Source organism: Acidobacteriota bacterium, from assembly GCA_016196065.1.
GTDB lineage: Bacteria > Acidobacteriota > Terriglobia > Terriglobales > Acidobacteriaceae > Acidiflorens.
In genome coordinates this window covers 365,938-384,132 of sequence record JACPYL010000027.1, presented here as the reverse complement: position 1 = coordinate 384,132, position 18,195 = coordinate 365,938, and the positions used below count along the sequence as shown (strand labels likewise).

Genomic DNA, 18,195 nt, shown 5'->3' with positions numbered 1-18,195 from the left:
GTTCGCCTCCCACTTCATTTTTTCGGGGCTGGCTTGTGCGCCACCGGCTTGACTGCCTCTGGCTTCGCAGCCGCGACTGTCTTTGCCTTCCGCATCTGTTCGGCGAGTTCCTTGATCTCAGTCAAGTCGCGTTGCATCTCGCTCCAGCCATACCAGAGCGCGTAGTCGGGGCTGCCGTGGAACGTGCCCTGAAACGTGCGCATGCGATGCTCGAGATACATCACGAACAATTTTTGCTCGACCACAGTTGGAGCATCGTGGAAGGTAAGCAGGTTCGGGAACGGATACGCATAGTTCTTGGGTTGGGGCAGAACGCCGTCCTTATACAAGTCGGCAACAATGTGAATTGCCTGGGCCATCAAGTGGTCGGCATTCTTGATCATGTCATCGCCGGCCTGCAGTTGCTGCCTGGCGAAATTACCGGAGTGACACTGATTACAAACTTTGAGCATCTTGTCGCGCTCGCCCTGCCAGTCTTCTTGGGTCAAGCGGGCAACATCCGCAGCTTGAACGGTGGCAACCAACGCGGTCGGCTTGCCATCGGGATCGAGCACGCCGAGGGCTTGCAGAATTGCCGCGCGATCCGCCGCCCATTGTTTGTCTTCAGGCAAAGGAAGGCGAACCGCAAGAAATCCCCATGCCGTACGCACACCGTGATCGCCGTTCTGCATGTGGCAGGTCTGGCAAGTGGGCGCCGCCGCTCCAGCAGGCAAGATCCCGCGCTGCTTCAGGTCCGTACGGACTCCGTGCTTGGATGAGGAATACATTTCCCACTGGGGATGGTCAAAGCCCATGTGACAGGTTTCACAGGCCTGCGGAGCCTTCGCTTCCTCAACTGAAAATGTGTGCCGCGTGTGACAGGAATCGCATGAAGCCGCGCCAAACTCACTGCCGTTCTTGCTCAGCTTCGCGATTTCGTCCGGCGACTTCACGCCGATCTTGTGGCACCCGCCGCAGCCTTTTTCTCCCTCGATCATCGGCATCGGCTGCCAATGGATCGTGGGCATAGCCAGCATGGCCGCCCAAGCCTTGGAATGCTTCCCGTGCATGTACTGCTCAACTTGAGTCTTGTGACACTGCGCGCAGGTTTCGGGTGTCGGGATCTTCACCTTCGCAACGTCGGAGGCTGATTGATGCTGGTCGCCGTGGCAAGTGGCGCAGGTGACTTCCATCTGGCTGTGCTTGCTCAACTTCCAATCGGCCACGATGCTCGGCGTCTGCTTGCTGTGACATTCAACGCAGGACGCACTACTGTTTGCCGCTGGTTGGGCAAATGCTGCAAGAGCCAGGCCAAAGCACACGGCTACAGGCAAAATAAAATGGCGCATGACACCTCCGAAAAAAGGAAGGAAGGATCATACGCCAGACTGTTCTGCGATGGCTGTGATTCTTGTCACGCCATCAGGAAGTGGCAGCGGCCAACCCGACTTTGACTACCACCCAAAATGCGAACCAACCAAACACAATTGCAAACGCAGTTCCTCGCTTCACTTTGCTGATGCAGGTTGCGCCGATGGCCATCAAGGCAAGACTCCAGAAGGTAAAGACATCGATTGAACTCAGTAGGGCGAACAGTGCAGGTGAAGACGATGGGTCGACAAATGCTCCCAGATTCGTCGTCGCAGGACTCTGGATCATGAACCCATCGGCACTCACACCGGCGACCAGGGCAAGAATCGCCAGCAAGGAAACAAATATCTGGGGCAACCACGCAAACACGGTTAGACCGTACATGGTCCAGAATTTCATGTCGGCGTTGGCAGCGAGCTTGAAGGTGCCGAAAAGAACGGCGGCGATGATGAGGTAGAAGACCAGACCGATTACCGGCCCGATGTAGGAGAATACTTTCCAAAACCCGGTCTGTTGCTGCATGGCAGCTTCGCGCTGATCGGCCGGCAATTGTTCCAGGCGTGCCTCCTGCTTGGGCTGAATGCGGAGCTGATTCTCCACTACTTTTCTAAAACCAACTTTTTGGTCGACCACGTAGATGAACATGACGTAGACGATGCCACCGATCAGAAACGGCAGCCACCAACTGGCGCTCCGGCGCAGATCGGTGAAAGTCTTGCTGGGCGCGATGAAAGTGTTGATCACACGTTGTACCTGGGACTGCGGCGCGGTTTCTTGTGGTGGAATCGTGGAAGCGGTAGCCATAGTTGTCTCCTCCAATTTCTCGGGGATTGTAGTTTTTTTTCTCCACGGACATCAAGATCAAGTCGGCGAATAGCGAAGGTTTCGGCGAATGCCGTTTGCGCGCCGGTGAACAGCTACTGTACGGCAATCTCTGGCGTAGCCGCCAGCAGGCTACTGGTATAGGCGTGCTGCGGGCGTCCGGTGACTTGGGCAGTCGATCCGATTTCGACGATCTTGCCGCGATACATCACCGCAATCCGGGTGGAAAGATAGCGCACCACCGGCATGGAATGAGAGATAAAGAGGTAGGTCAGGCCGAACTCGCGCTGCAACTGGCGCAGGAGGTTCACGATCTGAGCGCCCACGCTGACATCGAGCGCGGAAACGGGCTCGTCGGCCACAATGAATTTCGGGCGCAGGGCAAGCGCGCGAGCAATACCGATACGCTGCCGCTGTCCACCGGAAAATTCGTGGCAATAGCGGGACATGGCGGACTCGTCGAGTCCGACGGCCCGCAACAATTCCTTAACACGCTGCCGCCGCGCATCACCGCTGATCTTTTCGTGGATGATGATCGGTTCGGCAATCACCTCTTCGACACGAAATCGCGGATCGAGCGAGCCAAATGGATCCTGAAAAATGATCTGCATGTCGCGGCGAAGAAGGCGCAACTCCGCACCGTTGGCCGCGAGCAAGTCTTTGCCACCGAACGCCACGGCGCCACTCGTCGGCTCAATCAACCGCAGAATCAGCCGCCCGAGCGTGCTCTTGCCAGAGCCCGATTCGCCCACCAGGCCAAGAGTCTCGCCCGGTTGAATGTCGAACGAGACATCGTCCACCGCGCGCACTTGGCCGGAGCGGCCGCCAAAAGCGGACTCACTGACATCGAATACTTTGGTTAGATTGCGGACTTCGACAAGAGCCACGGATCTATCGTATTCCATCCTCTGCAATATGGAATAGCCTCACCCCGCCACCAGCGGCACTGCCGCGAGCGCCGCCAGCATTCCAACGGTCTTGCTTCGACTGAAATGCTCATGCAGGAAGAAGCGAGCCAGCAGCACCGTGATCGCAGGGTAAAGAGAGCTGAGTACGACAGCAGTATCCAGGCGTCCGGTTTGGGCTGCGCGGACGAATAGGGCGCTGCCCGTGATATCCAGAAAGCCGGTGAAAATGGCGAGAGCCAAAATCGGACCGGGGACTGCCCGCACTTGTCGCGTGGCCAAAACGAAAATGCTGGTCACGAAGAGCGATGCGCAACGGGAACTGCCGGCGATCCAGATAGCCGAAGCATTGCGAGTCTGATTCACGCACAGATAGAAGACGGCAAAGCCGACGCCCGCGAGCACCGCCATCCCCAGGCCTTCCGGACGACCGAGGCTGCCCTCCGTGCGCGAGATAAGCCAGACTCCAACACCGGCAAGGACAAACCCAATCAACTGACGGTATCCCGGAAACCCTTCACGGAAAGCGGTGACGATCGTCGGGATCGCGGCCCCAAGAACAGCTGATACCGGCGCCGTCAAACCCATTTTGCCGCTGGCCAGCGCCCGGTAGAAGACAGCCAGGGAAATGCCGCCCACCGAACCCGCCGCCAGCGCCCACAGCAGGCTTGCCCGGTCTGGGAACGGAGCATGTGTGATCCGGGCAACGGAATACATCAGGAAGATCCCACTCAGATGAACGATCGCTGTGAAGAGAAACGCGTTCACGCGGCGCGCACCGACTCCGCCGGAAAAATCGCTGGCTCCCCAGATCAGCATTGCAGTCAGACTGCAAGCGGCAGACACGTACGGTGCGGGGATAAACATGGGGATTGAGATTAGCACGCTCGGGTTGGAGTTTTGCCGGACGGGAAGAGGCGCGGCAAGCCGCGTCTCTACATTTGAATGCCCTTCAGGCGCAGACGGATTCGGGTCAGGACTTGTTCGACAGCAGTTGCCGCAAGACGTATTGCAGAATGCCACCGTTCGCGTAATACAACGCTTCCTGCGGAGTGTCGATGCGGACGATCGCCTTGAACTCGGATTTCGTTTCACCCTTCACGCGCACGGTAATCTGCCGGCCCGCGGAAAACTTCTCCACCACCTGGGCGATGCCGGTAATTTCGAACACCTCGTGGCCGGAGAGTTTCAGCGATTCGGCATTTTCTGCGGGTAGAAACTGCAGCGGCAGGATTCCCATCCCAACCAGATTGGAGCGGTGAATGCGCTCGTAGCTTTCCGCGATGACCGCTCGCACGCCCAGCAGGCGCGGTCCCTTGGCTGCCCAGTCACGGGATGATCCGGATCCATATTCCTTGCCGGCGAGGATCACGAGCGGCACTTTCTCCGCATGATATTTCTCGGACGCTTCGAAGATGGACATCTCGGCGCCGTCGGGCAGATGACGAGTAAATCCGCCTTCGGTCGTGACCATCTTGTTGCGCAACCGCGTATTCGCAAAAGTTCCGCGTACCATGACTTCGTGATTGCCGCGGCGTGATCCGTAAGAATTGAAATCGGCGGGTTGCACACCGTGGGCGACCAGGTATTTTCCAGCCGGACCATCCTTCTTGATCGACCCAGCGGGCGAGATGTGATCGGTCGTCACGCTGTCGCCCAGAACTGCGAGCACGCGGGCGCTGCGAATGTCCTCAATGGCCGCAGGCTTCACTTTCATACCGTCGAAATAAGGAGCCTGACGAATGTAGGTTGAGTCCTTTTCCCATGCGTATGTCTCGCCAGTTGGCACGGGCAAAGTGCGCCAGCGCTCATCGCCTGAATACACTTCGCCATAGCTTTTACGGAACATGTCGGACGTGATCGACTTTTCCATGGTCTGCTCAACTTCACGTTGCGATGGCCAGAGGTCGGCAAGGTAAACGGGCTGGCCTTCTCGATCCTTACCAATGGGATCCTTGCGAAGGTCGATGTCGATGCGTCCGGCCAACGCGAAGGCGACGACGAGCGGCGGCGACATGAGATAGTTCGCGCGCACTTCGGAGTTGATGCGTCCCTCGAAGTTGCGATTACCAGAAAGGACGGATGCGACCACCAGTTCTTTGTCTTCGATCGCCTGGGAAACTTCTGTGGGCAGAGGTCCGGAATTTCCAATGCAGGTCGTGCAGCCGTAGCCGACAATATTGAACTTCAATTTTTCGAGATAAGGCGTCAGACCGGCGGCTTCGAGATAATCGCGGACCACTTTCGATCCGGGCGCGAGCGACGTCTTGACCCATGCCGGCATCGACAAACCTTTTTCGACGGCCTTCTTGGCAAGCAGCCCAGCGGCAATCATCACCGACGGATTCGAAGTGTTCGTGCAGCTCGTGATCGCGGCGATCACTACGCTGCCGTGTTGCAGCGCAGATTTCACGCTGGCAGAAACGTGCTCGTGCACGTTGGGATCTTCAACACCGACAGCAGCCGGGTTGCCCCCCTCCTGCTCCCATTTCTTTTCCGCACCCATCGCCGGAGCGGCAGCCGCGGCCTTCGCCTTGGGTTTGATCAGGGATGGCAAAGCCTGGTTGAATGACTCTCCGGCCTTCGAAAGCACGACTCGATCCTGCGGACGTTTTGGCCCGGCGAGACTCGGCTCCACGGTGGCCAGGTCGAGGCTCAGCAACTCGGAGTATTCCGCTTCCGGAGTTCGCGCATCGTGGAAGAGCCCTTGCTCGCGAGCGTACGCTTCGACCAGTGCGATCTGTTCTTCACTGCGTCCCGTGAGTTTCAGGTAGCGAAGGCTCTCTTTGTCGATAGGGAAAATGCCGCAGGTCGCGCCGTACTCCGGCGACATGTTCGCGATGGTGGCACGATCGGCGAGTGGGAGATCCTGCAGGCCGGGGCCAAAATATTCAACGAACTTTCCGACCACGCCGTGCTTGCGCAGCATTTCTGTGATCGTGAGAACAAGATCGGTTGCGGTCGCTCCTTCGCGCAGGCGTCCGGTGAGCTTCACGCCGACCACCAGCGGAATCAGCATGGAGACGGGCTGTCCGAGCATGGCAGCTTCGGCTTCAATTCCGCCGACACCCCATCCCAACACGCCAAGACCGTTGACCATGGTGGTGTGCGAGTCGGTGCCGACCAGTGTGTCCGGGTAAGCAGTACGTTTGCCGCCTTGTTCGTGAACAAATACGACGCGAGCGAGATATTCCAGGTTCACTTGGTGAACGATGCCGGTGTCCGGCGGCACGATCGCCAGATTGCGGAATCCGGTCTGTCCCCAGCGCAGGAAAGCATACCGTTCTTTGTTGCGCTGAAATTCCAGGAGCGCATTGACGTCAAAAGCGTTGGTCGTCCCGAATTCGTCGACCTGCACGGAGTGATCGATCACAAGTTCCGCAGGCTGTAACGGATTGATCAGCTTCGGATCGCCTCCGAGGCGCTTCATCGCGTCGCGCATGGCCGCAAGATCGACGACTGCTGGAACGCCGGTGAAATCCTGCAGCAGGACGCGGCTAGGCGTAAAAGCAATTTCTTTCTCGGGCTTCGAATTCTTGTTCCAGGCAGCGAGCGCGCGCACTTCGTCCTTGGTGACGTTGCCGCCGTCTTCTGTGCGAAGCAGGTTCTCGAGAAGGATGCGCAGCGAAAATGGCAGGTGCGTGGTTGCAATGCCCTGCTTGTCGAGAGCGTCAATCCGGTAGAGTTCGTATTCCTTTTCGCCGACTTTGAGAGTTGCGCGTGCGCCGAAACTATTCAATGACATGAGTGCCTTCCTGACAATAAAACCGGAAAATAATAGTGTAATTCGTTTCGCACAGCCCGTGTGAAAACGAGGCCTGCAAATGCGCTAAAGTAGTGTGCATCTTGATGCAAACACTGGGTCATGTCGCGCTGGTGGTCAGGGACTACGACGAAGCACTCGCCTTTTACACGCGCACGCTCAACTTCCGCGTGGTTGAAGATACTCGGCTCAGCGAGGACAAGCGCTGGGTCGTGATCGCTCCGCCCGGTTCCCAGGGAACAACCTTGCTGCTCGCGCAAAGCTGCCAATCCCGAGCAGTCAAGCCGGGTCGGGAACCAGACGGGCGGACGGGTTTTTCTCTTTCTGAACACGGACGATTTTTGGCGGGACTACCGTGAGATGACCGAACGGAACGTGAAATTCGTACGCGAGCCCAAAGAAGAACCGTACGGAATCGTCGCAGTGTTTGCAGACCTCTACGGGAACTTGTGGGACTTGCTGCAACTGAAGATGAAGAAGGAAGCCTAGTTTTCTACGTTGCGGGACTTCACTTTGCCCGAAGCAGGAGTACCGGAGCACTGATGTTGTGCTGGACCCGCGTGGCAGTGGTTCCTAGAAACACATCGGCCAGGAAGCGATGTCCGTGAGTGCTCATGGCCACGAGGTCGCAGCCTTTTTGCTTCACCCATTTGATAATTTCGCTGGCAGGGTCGCCATAAGCCAGTTCGGCCTCGGTCGCAATATCGGCAGATAAAAATTCCGCGCGGATTTTTTCGAGGTATGCAGTGTCCTCCGCGATTTCCGCACTGACTGCATCGCGCCCGTAAGTGCGGGCGGCCCATCCGTCGGCAACATGCAGCAGCACGAGGCGGCTGTGCGCCAGCTTCGCCAGTTGCTTGACGTGCTCAATGATCGCGCGATCACTGGGCGTGCCGTCGAGCGTTACCAGGATGGTTTCGTACATGAGATTCCGTGTCTTTCGTGTTAGCGCTATCCGCCGTGAATCACTTGCCATGCGGCTTTCAGCGTGTCGGGCAGCCCGTACAGGTCCATGGCGGTGATCAGCATAGCACTGGCCCCGCCAGCGACCAGCAACAGGCCGCCATTTTTCCATTTGCCCATGCGCTTGCCTGAACTTGTGAAATGCAAGAGTGGAAACATCGCAAACGGCAGCTGCAAGGCCAGCACTACTTGACTGAGTGTCAGCAAATCGGTGACGCTACCTTCGCCCCGGATTCCAATCACCAAGACCGCCGGAAGAATCGCCAAGCTGCGGGTAATCAGTCGTCGCACCCATGGCCGGATTCGCCAACGCATGAAGCCTTCCATCACAACTTGCCCGGCGAGCGTGCCTGTGATCGTGCTGCTCTGTCCGCTGGCGAGGAGTGCCACGGCAAACAGGGTGCTCGCAGCGGCTGTACCGAGTAACGGAGCCAGCGTCAGGTAAGCGACGCGGATCCAATCGCTCTGTCCGCTGAACGTGACCAGTTGCCCACCTGAGACAGTGACGCTTTCCTTGCCGAAGAAAACTGTGGCTGCCAAAACGAGAATCGCGGCGTTTACAAAAAAGGCGACGGTCAGGGCAGCGATGGAGTCGATGGTGTTGAAGCGGATCGCGCTGCGGATCGACGGTTCGTCTTTCTGCAGCTTGCGGCTCTGCACCAATGCCGAGTGCAGATACAGGTTGTGAGGCATGACGGTGGCGCCGATGATGCCGATCGCGACGTAGATCATCCCGGCCTTGCCGAAATGCGGCGAGATGAGTGCTCTCCCCATTTCCAGAAATGCTGGCTGGGTTTGCGGGAGAATGAAAATCTCGATGAAATAACACACCGCGATCGTCACGATCAGCAACAGCACTACCGCCTCAATCGCGCGCATGCCGAACGATTGCAGAGCGAGCAGGAGCAGCACATCCACGCCGGTGATGATCACTGCCCAGAACAGCGGGATGTGAAAGAGCAGGTTCAGCGCCACCGCGCTGCCGAGAACTTCCGCCAGATCGCAGGCTCCAATCGCGATCTCGCTCATGAGCCAGTTGGGCCAGCGCGTCCACGATGGATACCAGTCGCGACAACATTGGGCGAGATCTTTACCCGTAACCACACCCAGGCGGGCGGACATCACCTGCATGAAGATCGCCATCAAGCTTGCCAGGCCGACCACCCAGAGCAGTCCGTACTTGAATTGAGCTCCCGCCTGAAGATCGGTGCCCCAGTTGCCGGGATCCATGTAACCCACGCTGACCAGAATTGCAGGACCGACAAATGCTCTCCACTGTTCCCAGAATCCAGCTTCGTGATGCGGCACTGCGACCGAGCTATGCACTCCTTCCAGCGAAACGTGGCCACGATCGAAATCGCCAGTGCGGCCGGGGACCGGAGTGCCGGATTTCGGCTGAGGATTGGCGGCGGGGTCTCTGTCCAGCTTGCTCATGGCGTGGGTGGTTTGGGGGCAGTCGGTAAACTGAGGTACATACTACCACATTAACTATAGTTAATTAACTTGGCGGGGCGAGAGATGGGAAACCCAGATTCTTTCGGCGGCAGGACGCCCGACCACCATGGCTTCGGCGGCAGTGCGGATGGAGAGGGTCTTGTCGTAGTTACGGTCGATCAGGCCGAGTCTCGCGCCCGGGCGAATGCCGCGCGCTTCCAGAAACTCCAGCAGATGGCGGTCGCGTTCGTAGATTCCGCTGACCACGTAGTTCTTCCCTGGTTCCGCTTCCGACAACAGCACCAATCCTCGACGGCGCCGGCTTGCCGGACTTTCCAATTCGCTGAGATTTCCATGCGGACAGGCGCCGCCGCGGCCCAGCTTCGACAAAAGCTTCGCTTCAAAGTCTGGAGAAACGGCGTGCTCCAGGCGTTCGGCCTCGTCGTGCACCTTGAACCACTCCATGCCAAACACTTCGGTCAGCATTCGTTCAATCAGGTGGTGGCGAAGGGTCAACTTCCGGGCAATCTTGCGCCCGGAAGCAGTGAGTCTGACTTCCCCTCCCTGCACTCGCACCAGTCCGTCCTTCTTCAACCGCCGCACTGCCATGGTGACCGCTGGCGGCGACACTTTGAGCCAATGTGCGAGCGTCGCCGAAATCACTGTTTCACCCTCGCTCTCAGCTTCGAGGATGGCCTTCAGGTAGTCCTCTTTGGAAACGGTAATCACAGAGCGGATTATACGGCGGGATTAAGCATGGTTAATAGAGGTCAGAGGTGTGAGGTTCAGATTGCAGAGGTGAAACAAAGCCGCGAGCTACGAGCGTCGAGCCAGAATTCTTCGATTCGCTCGAAGCCCGTAGCGCGAAGCTCGAAGCCTTGACCTCTGCAATCTGACTTCTTACCTCTAACCTGGCTTCATCTCGGTTTGACATCATCTTCCTTTCGCCCCTAACCTTGGAGGTCACGAATATGAAAGTTCTCGTTATCGGTAGCGGAGGGCGCGAGCACGCGCTAGCCTGGAAGCTGCGGCAATCGCCGCGCGTCAGCAAAGTATATTGTGCCCCTGGAAACGGTGGCATCGCCGAGGAAGCGGAATGTATCGCCGCGGATGTGAAGAGCCTGGATTCGTTGATCGCCGTGGCCAACCAAGTCAAGCCCGACTTGACCGTGGTGGGACCAGAATTGCCTCTGATGCTGGGCGTGGTGGACGAGTTCACACGCCGCGGTTGGCGGACTTTCGGTCCAACGCGGGCTGCGGCTCAGCTTGAAACCAGCAAGAGCTTCGCTAAAGAATTTCTACTTCGGCACCACATCCCGACCGCTCACTACGCGATCTGCAATTCGATTGAAGAAGTGCGCGACAACCTCCACCATTTTCATCCACCGGTGGTTGTAAAAGCGGATGGCTTGGCGGCAGGCAAGGGCGTGGTGATCGCAAAGAGTAAGGACGAGGCCTTCACCGTTGCCAGCGAGATGCTGAGCGGAAAAATGGTCGGCGAAGCAGGCGCGCGCGTGGTGCTGGAAGAATTTCTCAAGGGCGACGAACTCTCGTTCCTGGTCGTCAGCGATGGGGAACGGGTTGCGCCGCTGGTCGCCGCACAGGATCACAAGCGTGTGGGTGATGGCGATACCGGCCCGAACACCGGCGGGATGGGCGCGTACACCACTCCAACCATCATCGACAATCAGATGCGGGACTGGCTCGTGAACCACGTGGCCCGTCCGGTGGTTGCCGGCATGAAAGCAGAGGGCACGGAGTATCGTGGCGTCCTGTACTGCGGATTGATGATGACGGCGCGCGGTCCGATGGTATTGGAATTCAATTGCCGGTTCGGCGATCCGGAAACGCAACCGATTCTGATGCGGCTGGAGAGCGACCTGGTGGAAGCACTGGAAGCGTCGATTGATGGTCGCACCAGCGACGGCGATTTCAGATGGTCGTCGGATTCTACCGTCTGCGTAGTCGTGGCTTCGGGCGGATATCCTGGCGCTTTCGAGGCAGGCAAGAAAATTATGGGACTGGAAGAAGCCGCGAAGATGGAAGGCGTAAAAGTTTTTCACGCGGCGACATCGAAGCGCGAGGGGAGCTTTTATACTTCCGGAGGACGTGTGCTCGGCGTGACCACCCGGGCATCGCAATTGGCGGAGGCGGTGCAGCGCGCATATCGGGCGACGTCGACAATTGGATTTGATGGTGCGCACTATCGCACCGACATTGCGGCACGGGCACTGAAGAAATAGTGGCCGATGGCCACGAAATTCCAATCTCGAAAACAATCAGGAGAGCAATGAACACCAAACCACAAGTGTCAATCGTAATGGGCAGCGACTCAGACCTGGAGATCATGCGCGAGGCAGGGAAGGCGCTGGATGAATTTGGCATTGGATATGAAATGGATGTCACCTCCGCGCACCGCTCTCCCGACCGCACCGCAGACTATGCGCGCAAAGCCGCCGGACGCGGCATTCGCGTGATCATCGCCGGCGCGGGCGGGGCAGCCCATCTCGCGGGAGTCATTGCGGCACATTCCACTTTGCCGGTGATCGGAGTGCCGATCCCGTCGACTTCCCTGCAAGGCATGGATTCGCTGCTTGCGATCGTGCAGATGCCGGCGGGCATTCCAGTAGCGACGGTTGCCATTGGCAAGCCGGGTGCAACCAATGCCGGGATCCTGGCGGCGCAGATGATCGCACTGGCCGATTCCTCGATTGCGAAGAAACTGGAAGATCACAAAGAAAAGCTGGCCAAGGGCGTGGAAGAGAAATCCAAGAAGTTGCAAGCGACGCTGAAGTAGTAGATAGCCGGGAAGCGCCTGCAATTACCGTGCGGCGGTGGGCACAAAATAGAACGCCACTGCAAGAATCAAATAAACGGCCAGTAGTTGCACGCCCTCAAACCACGTCGTTTCCCCATCGGACGAGATCATTTCAACAATCAGCACGGACACGGCAATACCGGCAATCTCCAGGGGAACGAAAAGCAGCGACATGGGCTTGTGGATCAGCCAGGAATAGAAGACCAGTAGAGGCGCCACCAGCAGGGCGATCTGGGCGCTGGAGCCGATCGCAATTCCCAGCGCGAGATCCATTTTGTTTTCCATCGCCATAAAAACAGCGGAAGCATGTTCGGCGGCGTTGCCGATGATCGCCACCACGACTACGCCCAGGAACAATTCAGAAAAACCTAGCGCCTGTTTCGTGGCGTCGATCTGCGCGACCAGAATCTCGCTCAGTACGCCAATCAGAATTGTGGCTAGCACCAGGGCAAACAGAGCCGATCGTACCGGGCGTCCGGAATGATGCGTCTCTTCTGATTTTGCAGCGTGCGTTCCAAAAGCAAAGAGCAGACTGAGCAAGTACACCACGATGAGCACAAGGCTGGTCCAGAGGCTCATGTTCTCGATGGTGGGAGCGTGCTCGCGGAGTTCTCCAAAAACGCTGAGCGAAAACACGGCCGGCATTACCAGACCGACGACCGCGATGAACAACATGGTGGAGCTAACTGCAGCGGTCTGCCGGGAAAAAACTTGTCGTTCTCGCTTCCATCCTCCTACCAGCACGCTGAGTCCAAGAACGAGCAAAATATTTCCGATGATGCTTCCCGATAGTGAGGCTTTGACGACTTCCACGTGTCCAGCGCGCAATGCGACGATCGCGATGATGAGCTCGGTGGCATTGCCCATGGTCGCGTTGAGCAAGGCGCCTAAACCTTGTCCCAGATGAGACGCCAGATCTTCGGTAGCCTCGCCGAGAACGCCGGCCAAGGGAATGATTGCGAGCCCTGCGAGGGCAAACAGGACAAGAGGCGAAACGCCGCCGATGTATCCCAATACGATTGCTACCGGCACGAAGACGAGCAGGCAGTTCAGCAGAACGTGGCTCGTCTTGAGCGGAAAATTCTGCCACCACGAACCGGTGTTGCGGGATTTTGATTTTCCGGGCAAGGTGTGCGGTTAGAGCTTCAAGCCTTTCAAGTATTCGCGGAACGGCCCGCCGAGGTCATCGCGTTTGAGAGCGAATTCCACGGTCGCTTTGAGGAACCCAAGTTTGTCGCCGGTGTCATGGCGACGACCTTCATACACGTACGCGTATAGTTTTTCGCGCTTCAACAGGGCGCGCAGACCATCGGTCAGTTGCAGTTCTCCGCCGGCGCCTGGAGTGATATCAGAGAGCGTTTCGAAAACGGTCGGCGTCAGAATGTAACGACCGATCACTGCCAGATTCGACGGAGCTTCTTCGCGCTTCGGCTTTTCCACGAGGTCGAGAACTTCGTAGAGCTTCCCACCGGACCCCGGAACTTCCTTTGCCTTGAGAACGCCGTACGACGAAATCGCTGCGCCCTCGACAATCTGAGTGGCAATCACGGAACACTGCTTCTCGTCGAACACGTTCATGAGTTGTTTGAGACACGGCACCTTCGAATCGATGACGTCATCCGCAAGCAGGACGGCGAAAGGTTCGTTGCCGACTAGCTCGCGCGACGTCAGGACGGCATGGCCTAATCCAAGCGCTTCTTTTTGGCGCACGTAGGCGACGTGAATCATGTCCGAGATCTGGCGCACGATGGCGAGAAGCTCAGTCTTGCCTTTCTCTTCCAGCATTTTCTCGAGTTCGTAGCTGACGTCGAAATGGTCTTCGATCGAACTCTTGCCGCGTCCAGTGATGATGACAATCTGGTCGCAACCCGCGGCCAGAGCTTCTTCCACGCCGTACTGGATGATGGGCTTATCGACCAGCGGGAGCATCTCCTTCGGCTGGGCCTTGGTGGCGGGCAAGAAACGAGTACCCAATCCGGCGGCGGGGAAAATTGCTTTACGGACTTTCATAGGCATCAGGCTGTCTTTTTCTTTGGAGCAAGAATACGTTCGATCTGGTTCAGATGGTTCAAGTCGTGGCCGGCGATCATGCGAACGATGTGTTCGACCGATTCCTGCCCGCGCTCGGAGTGCATACCCCACAACTTCCACTGTTCAGGAGTGAGTGACTTGTAGAGCACGAGGTTCGCTTCGCGCGCCGCAAGCAATTGCGCGAGACTGGCATGTGGACTCCGCTTCTCGTAGTGACCCGCGTTCGCCCATACATCCTGATCGAAGGCCTGGATCGGGACACCGGGCGCCCCTAGAATCAAGCGCACTCGAAAGCCGAGGACGATTTCTGCGTCCGCCAGATGCGCGATAATTTCGGCGACTGACCACTTGTCCGGAGCCGGGCGTTTACGGAGTTTCGCGGATGGCACGTCCTTCACGAGGCGTTCGATTTTCTTGGGCGTCGCCGCCTGCGTCTTCAGCGGATCCTGACCGGTGAGGTTGCTCATGATTCGTGCAGTGTATTGTTGAGGTGTTTCTGTCATGACGTGATTCCCTCCGCCCGATTAGACGATGAGGATTGTAATTGAGTCGCACAATATGGCGCAGGCTCCCGACTAGGTGACAGCCGGAACCTCTCGCACAGCCAGTTCTTCCAGTAAATCCCGCAGCGTTTGCAAGACTGCGTCGGCGGCCGCGGCCTTGATGGAAAATTTCAATGTCCCATCAGGCGTAAATTGCGAGCCACGCTGCGAAGCCACAAAGCGTGCCAGTTTTCCCGGATCGATGGCCGCATTCTGCCGGAACTTGATATTCACGAGGTCGCGCTTGCGTTCGATTACGGTGGCTCCGGCCTGAATCGCAGCCAGCTTCAGAGTCGCGTAGTCGAGCAAATTTCTCACCGCAGCGGGGGGCTTGCCGTAGCGATCCGTCAGTTCGTTGCTCACGTCGCGTAACTGAGAATCTGTTTCCACTCCAGCCACTCTCTTATACATCCGCAGACGCTGGTTTTCTTCAGCGATGTATTCGGACGGGATGCGGATGTTCAAACCAAGATTGAGTTGGATGCCGGCTTCGTCCGGGCTGGCTTCGCCCTTCATCTCGCGAACAGCACGTTCCAACATTTGCGTATAGAGTTCGAATCCGATGGCTTCAATGTGCCCACTCTGCTCGCCACCCAGCATGTTGCCGGCGCCGCGCAGTTCGAGATCGAGCGCGGCAATCTTGAAACCGGCGCCGAGATCGGAAAATTCCTTCAACGCCGCCAGACGGCGACGCGCAATGGGAGTCAACTCGATGTCCGCCGGCAGCAGCAGATAGGCGTACGCGCGGCGGCTGGAGCGCCCGACGCGGCCGCGCAACTGGTATAGCTCCGACAGTCCCATCCGGTCGGCGCGATTAATCAGGATGGTGTTGCAGAGCGGAATGTCGAGACCGTTCTCGATAATCGTCGTAGAAACGAGAATATCGGCTTCGTGATTCATGAACTTGAACATCACTTTCTCAAGTTCGCCCTCGCCCATCTGCCCGTGGCCGACGGTAATGCGGGCGCGTGGCACCAGTTCCTGAATTTTCGCAGCGATCTCCCAAATCGTTTCGATGCGATTGTGGACGAAATAAACTTGCCCTTCGCGATCGAGTTCCTGTTCGATGGCCGACTGAATCAACTTGTAGTCCCAGTTTGCGACCACGGTCTGGATCGCCATGCGATCTTTGGGCGGAGTCTCGATCACGCTCATATCGCGCAGGCCAACCAATGACATGTGCAGCGTGCGCGGAATCGGAGTCGCCGACATGGTGAGGACGTCCACCTGCGTGCGCATCTGCTTGATGCGTTCTTTGTGGCGCACGCCAAAACGCTGTTCTTCGTCGACGACCAACAGGCCGAGATCAGAAAATTTCACATCTTTTGACAGCAGGCGATGCGTGCCGATGAGGATATCGACCTTGCCGACGGCAACGCGCTCCAGAATTTCCTTGATCTGCTTCGGCGAACGGAAGCGGCTGATCATTTCAACTTTCACCGGAAACGACGCGAAGCGCTGCTTGAAAGTCTCAAAATGCTGGAAGGCGAGTACGGTGGTCGGGGCCAGCACGGCGACTTGTTTGTTGTCGCTGATCGCCTTGAAGGCCGCGCGCATGGCGACTTCTGTCTTGCCGTAGCCAACATCGCCGCACAAGAGGCGGTCCATGGGAAGTTGTGATTCCATGTCGCGCTTCACATCGATGATCGCTTCCGCCTGGTCTTCGGTCTCGCTGTATTCAAACGCGTCTTCGAATTCCTTCATCCACTCGGTGTCCGCCGGGAACGCATGACCCTGGGCTGCCTGACGCTGCGCATAGAGCTTGAGCAGTTCGTCAGTCATGTCCTTCATGGCCTTGCGGACGCGGGCTTTGGTCTTCGCCCACTGCTGCGTACCCAGATGATTCAGGATGGGCTTCGCGCCTTCTGCCGAACGATATTTCTGGATCAGATCCAAACGCGTCAGCGGCACATATAAACGCGCCGCTTCGGCGTATTCGAGCAGCATGAACTCAGCGGTGCCGTCACCCTGATTAATTTCCTTCAGTCCCTGGTATTGCCCGATGCCATGTTCGACGTGGACGACGTAATCTCCAACCTGCAGATCGCGGAAGTCGGACAGGAACGCCGAGACTTTCGATTTTTGCCGCTGCGGCCGCAATGCAACCAGGTCCGACTCATCGAACAGATCGCGCGCACCAAATATGGCAAGATGGGCGTCCGGCAGGACGAAGCCGTCCGGTAGGTAGGCTTTCAACAACGTTGCGGCGATCACATCGCCGGAGAAGTACGAAGTCTCGTCCGCGTAACTCTCGCCGCCGCGAGTCCGTGTGCCGAGTCGATACGAAGCGTTGTACTCGGTGAACATGTCCGCGAGCCGCTCGACTTCGCCCGTATTCGGCGCAGCGAGAACTACCTGGATGCCAGTGCCCACAAGTTTCTGGACTTCCTCAATCATCGCCGGGACCTGGCCGTGGAAACGACTGGCGGGCTGGGACAGGAATGCGGCTTCGACAGTTCCTTCGCGAGCGACCCCGAGATATTCGAAGTCTGCTCCTGCGATGGACGCTGTTTTAGCTGCCCATGCTGCCGGATCAAGATAGAGATCAACAGGTCGCACCAGACCACCGACTTCACTGCGTTCGTGCGCTTCTTCAATTCGCGTCCAGACCTTGTCGAGTTCCTGTTTCAGAATCTCGGGCTCATCCAAAAGCACGCGGGCGTCGGGGAGCAGGTCGAAGATCGTACGATCGGCGCCAGCGACCGGGGCGTAGAACTCCCACCCGGGGAAAACACCTGCGCCTGAGTCACGGGCGGCTTGCTCGATCACCTCCTGCGAACCGGTGATGCGCTTGCCCGACAGGCGTGCGTTGATGGACGCGAGCAAGTCTTCCGTGACGGGAGTCTCGGTCAGCGGCAGTAACACCACTTCGTCCACTGGATTCGAGGAGCGCTGGCTGGCGGGATCGAACTTGCGCATCGATTCGACTTCGTCCCCAAAGAATTCGACGCGCACGGGACGATCTGATTCCGGAGAATACACATCGAGTATCCCGCCGCGCACGGCATACTGGCCGGGCATTTCGACGACATCGGCCGCGGTGTATCCGATGGTATTCAGGTGCTGCAGCAGGCGCTCGAGATCAAAGCTTTCGCCCCGTCGCAGGAGGCGTGCCAGGTCGGCGTAGTAATCCGGCGAACGCAGCAATATGGTCGTGGCCGCAACGGGAGCGATCACGATCGAGGCGCGGCCGGTGGAAATCTTCCACAGAGCAGTTGCCCGCTCTTCCTGAATTTCAGGATGCGGCGAGAGATTTTGAAAGGGCAGCACATCTCGGGCCGGGAGGCTGACGATCGCGTCCGGATCTGCCGCCTGGGTCAATTCACAAAAGGCCCGCAGTACTGGAAGAAGGTCTTCGGCAGCTCGATTGTCGGCTACCACCAACACGAACGGCCGCTCGACAGCCCGGCGCAACAGAACAGTGATCAGGGTCTTGGCGGCGGGAGAGAGTCCAGTGACACGTATCCGCCCCGCGCTCTCCCGTAGATGGGAGGCCGCACGTGTGAAGGCAGGAAGAAGTTCCACATCCGCAAAAAGATCGCGGACGAAGGGTAAGAGCATTACTGG

14 protein-coding genes and 1 pseudogene are annotated in these 18,195 nt (G+C 57.9%); 3 read left to right on the top strand and 12 right to left on the bottom strand.

Annotated elements, in window-relative coordinates; translation table 11 throughout:
• Positions 1 to 14: 14 nt before the first annotated feature.
• The 5 genes from HY010_22835 to acnA form a co-directional block, all read right to left on the bottom strand.
• A complete protein-coding gene (locus tag HY010_22835) occupies positions 15 to 1,328 on the bottom strand; it encodes a cytochrome C (protein ID MBI3478573.1) in 1,314 nt (437 codons plus the stop codon).
• Between the two features lie 73 nt (positions 1,329 to 1,401).
• Positions 1,402 to 2,154 carry a YIP1 family protein gene (locus HY010_22830; GenBank protein MBI3478572.1) on the bottom strand — a complete coding sequence of 251 codons (753 nt, stop codon included), beginning with the start codon at positions 2,152 to 2,154 and terminating at the stop codon, positions 1,402 to 1,404.
• A 113-nt stretch (positions 2,155 to 2,267) separates the two neighbouring features.
• Complete coding sequence (locus tag HY010_22825) at positions 2,268 to 3,077, bottom strand: ABC transporter ATP-binding protein (protein ID MBI3478571.1); 810 nt, start codon at positions 3,075 to 3,077, stop codon at positions 2,268 to 2,270.
• A 21-nt stretch (positions 3,078 to 3,098) separates the two neighbouring features.
• Complete coding sequence (locus HY010_22820; GenBank protein MBI3478570.1) at positions 3,099 to 3,896, bottom strand: DMT family transporter; 798 nt, start codon at positions 3,894 to 3,896, stop codon at positions 3,099 to 3,101.
• A 154-nt stretch (positions 3,897 to 4,050) separates the two neighbouring features.
• Positions 4,051 to 6,822 (bottom strand): aconitate hydratase AcnA, encoded by a 2,772-nt coding sequence (acnA, locus tag HY010_22815; GenBank protein ID MBI3478569.1) that lies wholly within the window; start codon positions 6,820 to 6,822, stop codon positions 4,051 to 4,053.
• Positions 6,823 to 6,923: 101 nt separating this feature from the next.
• On the opposite strand from acnA, the pseudogene HY010_22810 reads away from it, so the two are divergent.
• Positions 6,924 to 7,329, top strand: a pseudogene (locus HY010_22810) (VOC family protein).
• A gap of 19 nt (positions 7,330 to 7,348) precedes the next feature.
• On the opposite strand, the gene HY010_22805 reads toward HY010_22810, so the two are convergent.
• Genes HY010_22805 through HY010_22795 form a run of 3 tightly spaced genes read right to left on the bottom strand, consistent with a single transcriptional unit; the run spans position 7,349 to position 9,975 of the window.
• On the bottom strand, positions 7,349 to 7,765 hold the full coding sequence (locus tag HY010_22805; protein ID MBI3478568.1) for a universal stress protein: 417 nt from the start codon (positions 7,763 to 7,765) through the stop codon (positions 7,349 to 7,351).
• A gap of 26 nt (positions 7,766 to 7,791) precedes the next feature.
• Positions 7,792 to 9,237, bottom strand: a complete 1,446-nt coding sequence (locus HY010_22800; GenBank protein MBI3478567.1) for an Nramp family divalent metal transporter — start codon at positions 9,235 to 9,237, stop codon at positions 7,792 to 7,794.
• Positions 9,238 to 9,297: 60 nt separating this feature from the next.
• The gene (locus HY010_22795) at positions 9,298 to 9,975 is read right to left on the bottom strand and encodes a metal-dependent transcriptional regulator (GenBank protein ID MBI3478566.1); all 678 of its coding nucleotides are present in this window, start codon (positions 9,973 to 9,975) and stop codon (positions 9,298 to 9,300) included.
• Between the two features lie 233 nt (positions 9,976 to 10,208).
• Here HY010_22795 and purD point away from each other — a divergent pair, with 233 nt between their 5' ends.
• Positions 10,209 to 11,480 (top strand): phosphoribosylamine--glycine ligase, encoded by a 1,272-nt coding sequence (purD, locus tag HY010_22790; GenBank protein MBI3478565.1) that lies wholly within the window; start codon positions 10,209 to 10,211, stop codon positions 11,478 to 11,480.
• Positions 11,481 to 11,527: 47 nt separating this feature from the next.
• Positions 11,528 to 12,034 carry a 5-(carboxyamino)imidazole ribonucleotide mutase gene (gene purE / locus HY010_22785; protein ID MBI3478564.1) on the top strand — a complete coding sequence of 169 codons (507 nt, stop codon included), beginning with the start codon at positions 11,528 to 11,530 and terminating at the stop codon, positions 12,032 to 12,034.
• Positions 12,035 to 12,058: 24 nt separating this feature from the next.
• Here purE and cax read toward each other — a convergent pair whose 3' ends face one another.
• The 4 genes from cax to mfd form a co-directional block, all read right to left on the bottom strand.
• Entirely contained in the window at positions 12,059 to 13,111 is a 1,053-nt protein-coding gene (gene cax, locus HY010_22780; GenBank protein MBI3478563.1) for a calcium/proton exchanger, read from the bottom strand.
• A gap of 81 nt (positions 13,112 to 13,192) precedes the next feature.
• Positions 13,193 to 14,071 carry a UTP--glucose-1-phosphate uridylyltransferase GalU gene (gene galU, locus HY010_22775; GenBank protein ID MBI3478562.1) on the bottom strand — a complete coding sequence of 293 codons (879 nt, stop codon included), beginning with the start codon at positions 14,069 to 14,071 and terminating at the stop codon, positions 13,193 to 13,195.
• On the bottom strand, positions 14,071 to 14,589 hold the full coding sequence (locus HY010_22770; protein MBI3478561.1) for a DinB family protein: 519 nt from the start codon (positions 14,587 to 14,589) through the stop codon (positions 14,071 to 14,073). The genes galU and HY010_22770 overlap by 1 nt, the downstream gene beginning before the upstream one ends.
• A 72-nt stretch (positions 14,590 to 14,661) precedes the next feature.
• Positions 14,662 to 18,189, bottom strand: a complete 3,528-nt coding sequence (mfd, locus tag HY010_22765) for a transcription-repair coupling factor (GenBank protein ID MBI3478560.1) — start codon at positions 18,187 to 18,189, stop codon at positions 14,662 to 14,664.
• Positions 18,190 to 18,195: the final 6 nt, after the last annotated feature.

Excerpts from the sequence above, each read along its gene's own strand:
- HY010_22835 (MBI3478573.1), bottom strand. The coding sequence starts at position 1,328 with ATGCGCCATTTTATTTTGCCTGTAGCCGTGTGCTTTGGCCTGGCTCTT.
- HY010_22830 (MBI3478572.1), bottom strand. The coding sequence starts at position 2,154 with ATGGCTACCGCTTCCACGATTCCACCACAAGAAACCGCGCCGCAGTCC.
- HY010_22825 (MBI3478571.1), bottom strand. The coding sequence starts at position 3,077 with ATGGAATACGATAGATCCGTGGCTCTTGTCGAAGTCCGCAATCTAACC.
- HY010_22820 (MBI3478570.1), bottom strand. The coding sequence starts at position 3,896 with ATGCTGATCTGGGGAGCCAGCGATTTTTCCGGCGGAGTCGGTGCGCGC.
- acnA (MBI3478569.1), bottom strand. The coding sequence starts at position 6,822 with ATGTCATTGAATAGTTTCGGCGCACGCGCAACTCTCAAAGTCGGCGAA.
- HY010_22805 (MBI3478568.1), bottom strand. The coding sequence starts at position 7,765 with ATGTACGAAACCATCCTGGTAACGCTCGACGGCACGCCCAGTGATCGC.
- HY010_22800 (MBI3478567.1), bottom strand. The coding sequence starts at position 9,237 with ATGAGCAAGCTGGACAGAGACCCCGCCGCCAATCCTCAGCCGAAATCC.
- purD (MBI3478565.1), top strand. The coding sequence starts at position 10,209 with ATGAAAGTTCTCGTTATCGGTAGCGGAGGGCGCGAGCACGCGCTAGCC.
- purE (MBI3478564.1), top strand. The coding sequence starts at position 11,528 with ATGAACACCAAACCACAAGTGTCAATCGTAATGGGCAGCGACTCAGAC.
- galU (MBI3478562.1), bottom strand. The coding sequence starts at position 14,071 with ATGCCTATGAAAGTCCGTAAAGCAATTTTCCCCGCCGCCGGATTGGGT.
- HY010_22770 (MBI3478561.1), bottom strand. The coding sequence starts at position 14,589 with ATGACAGAAACACCTCAACAATACACTGCACGAATCATGAGCAACCTC.
- mfd (MBI3478560.1), bottom strand. The coding sequence starts at position 18,189 with ATGCTCTTACCCTTCGTCCGCGATCTTTTTGCGGATGTGGAACTTCTT.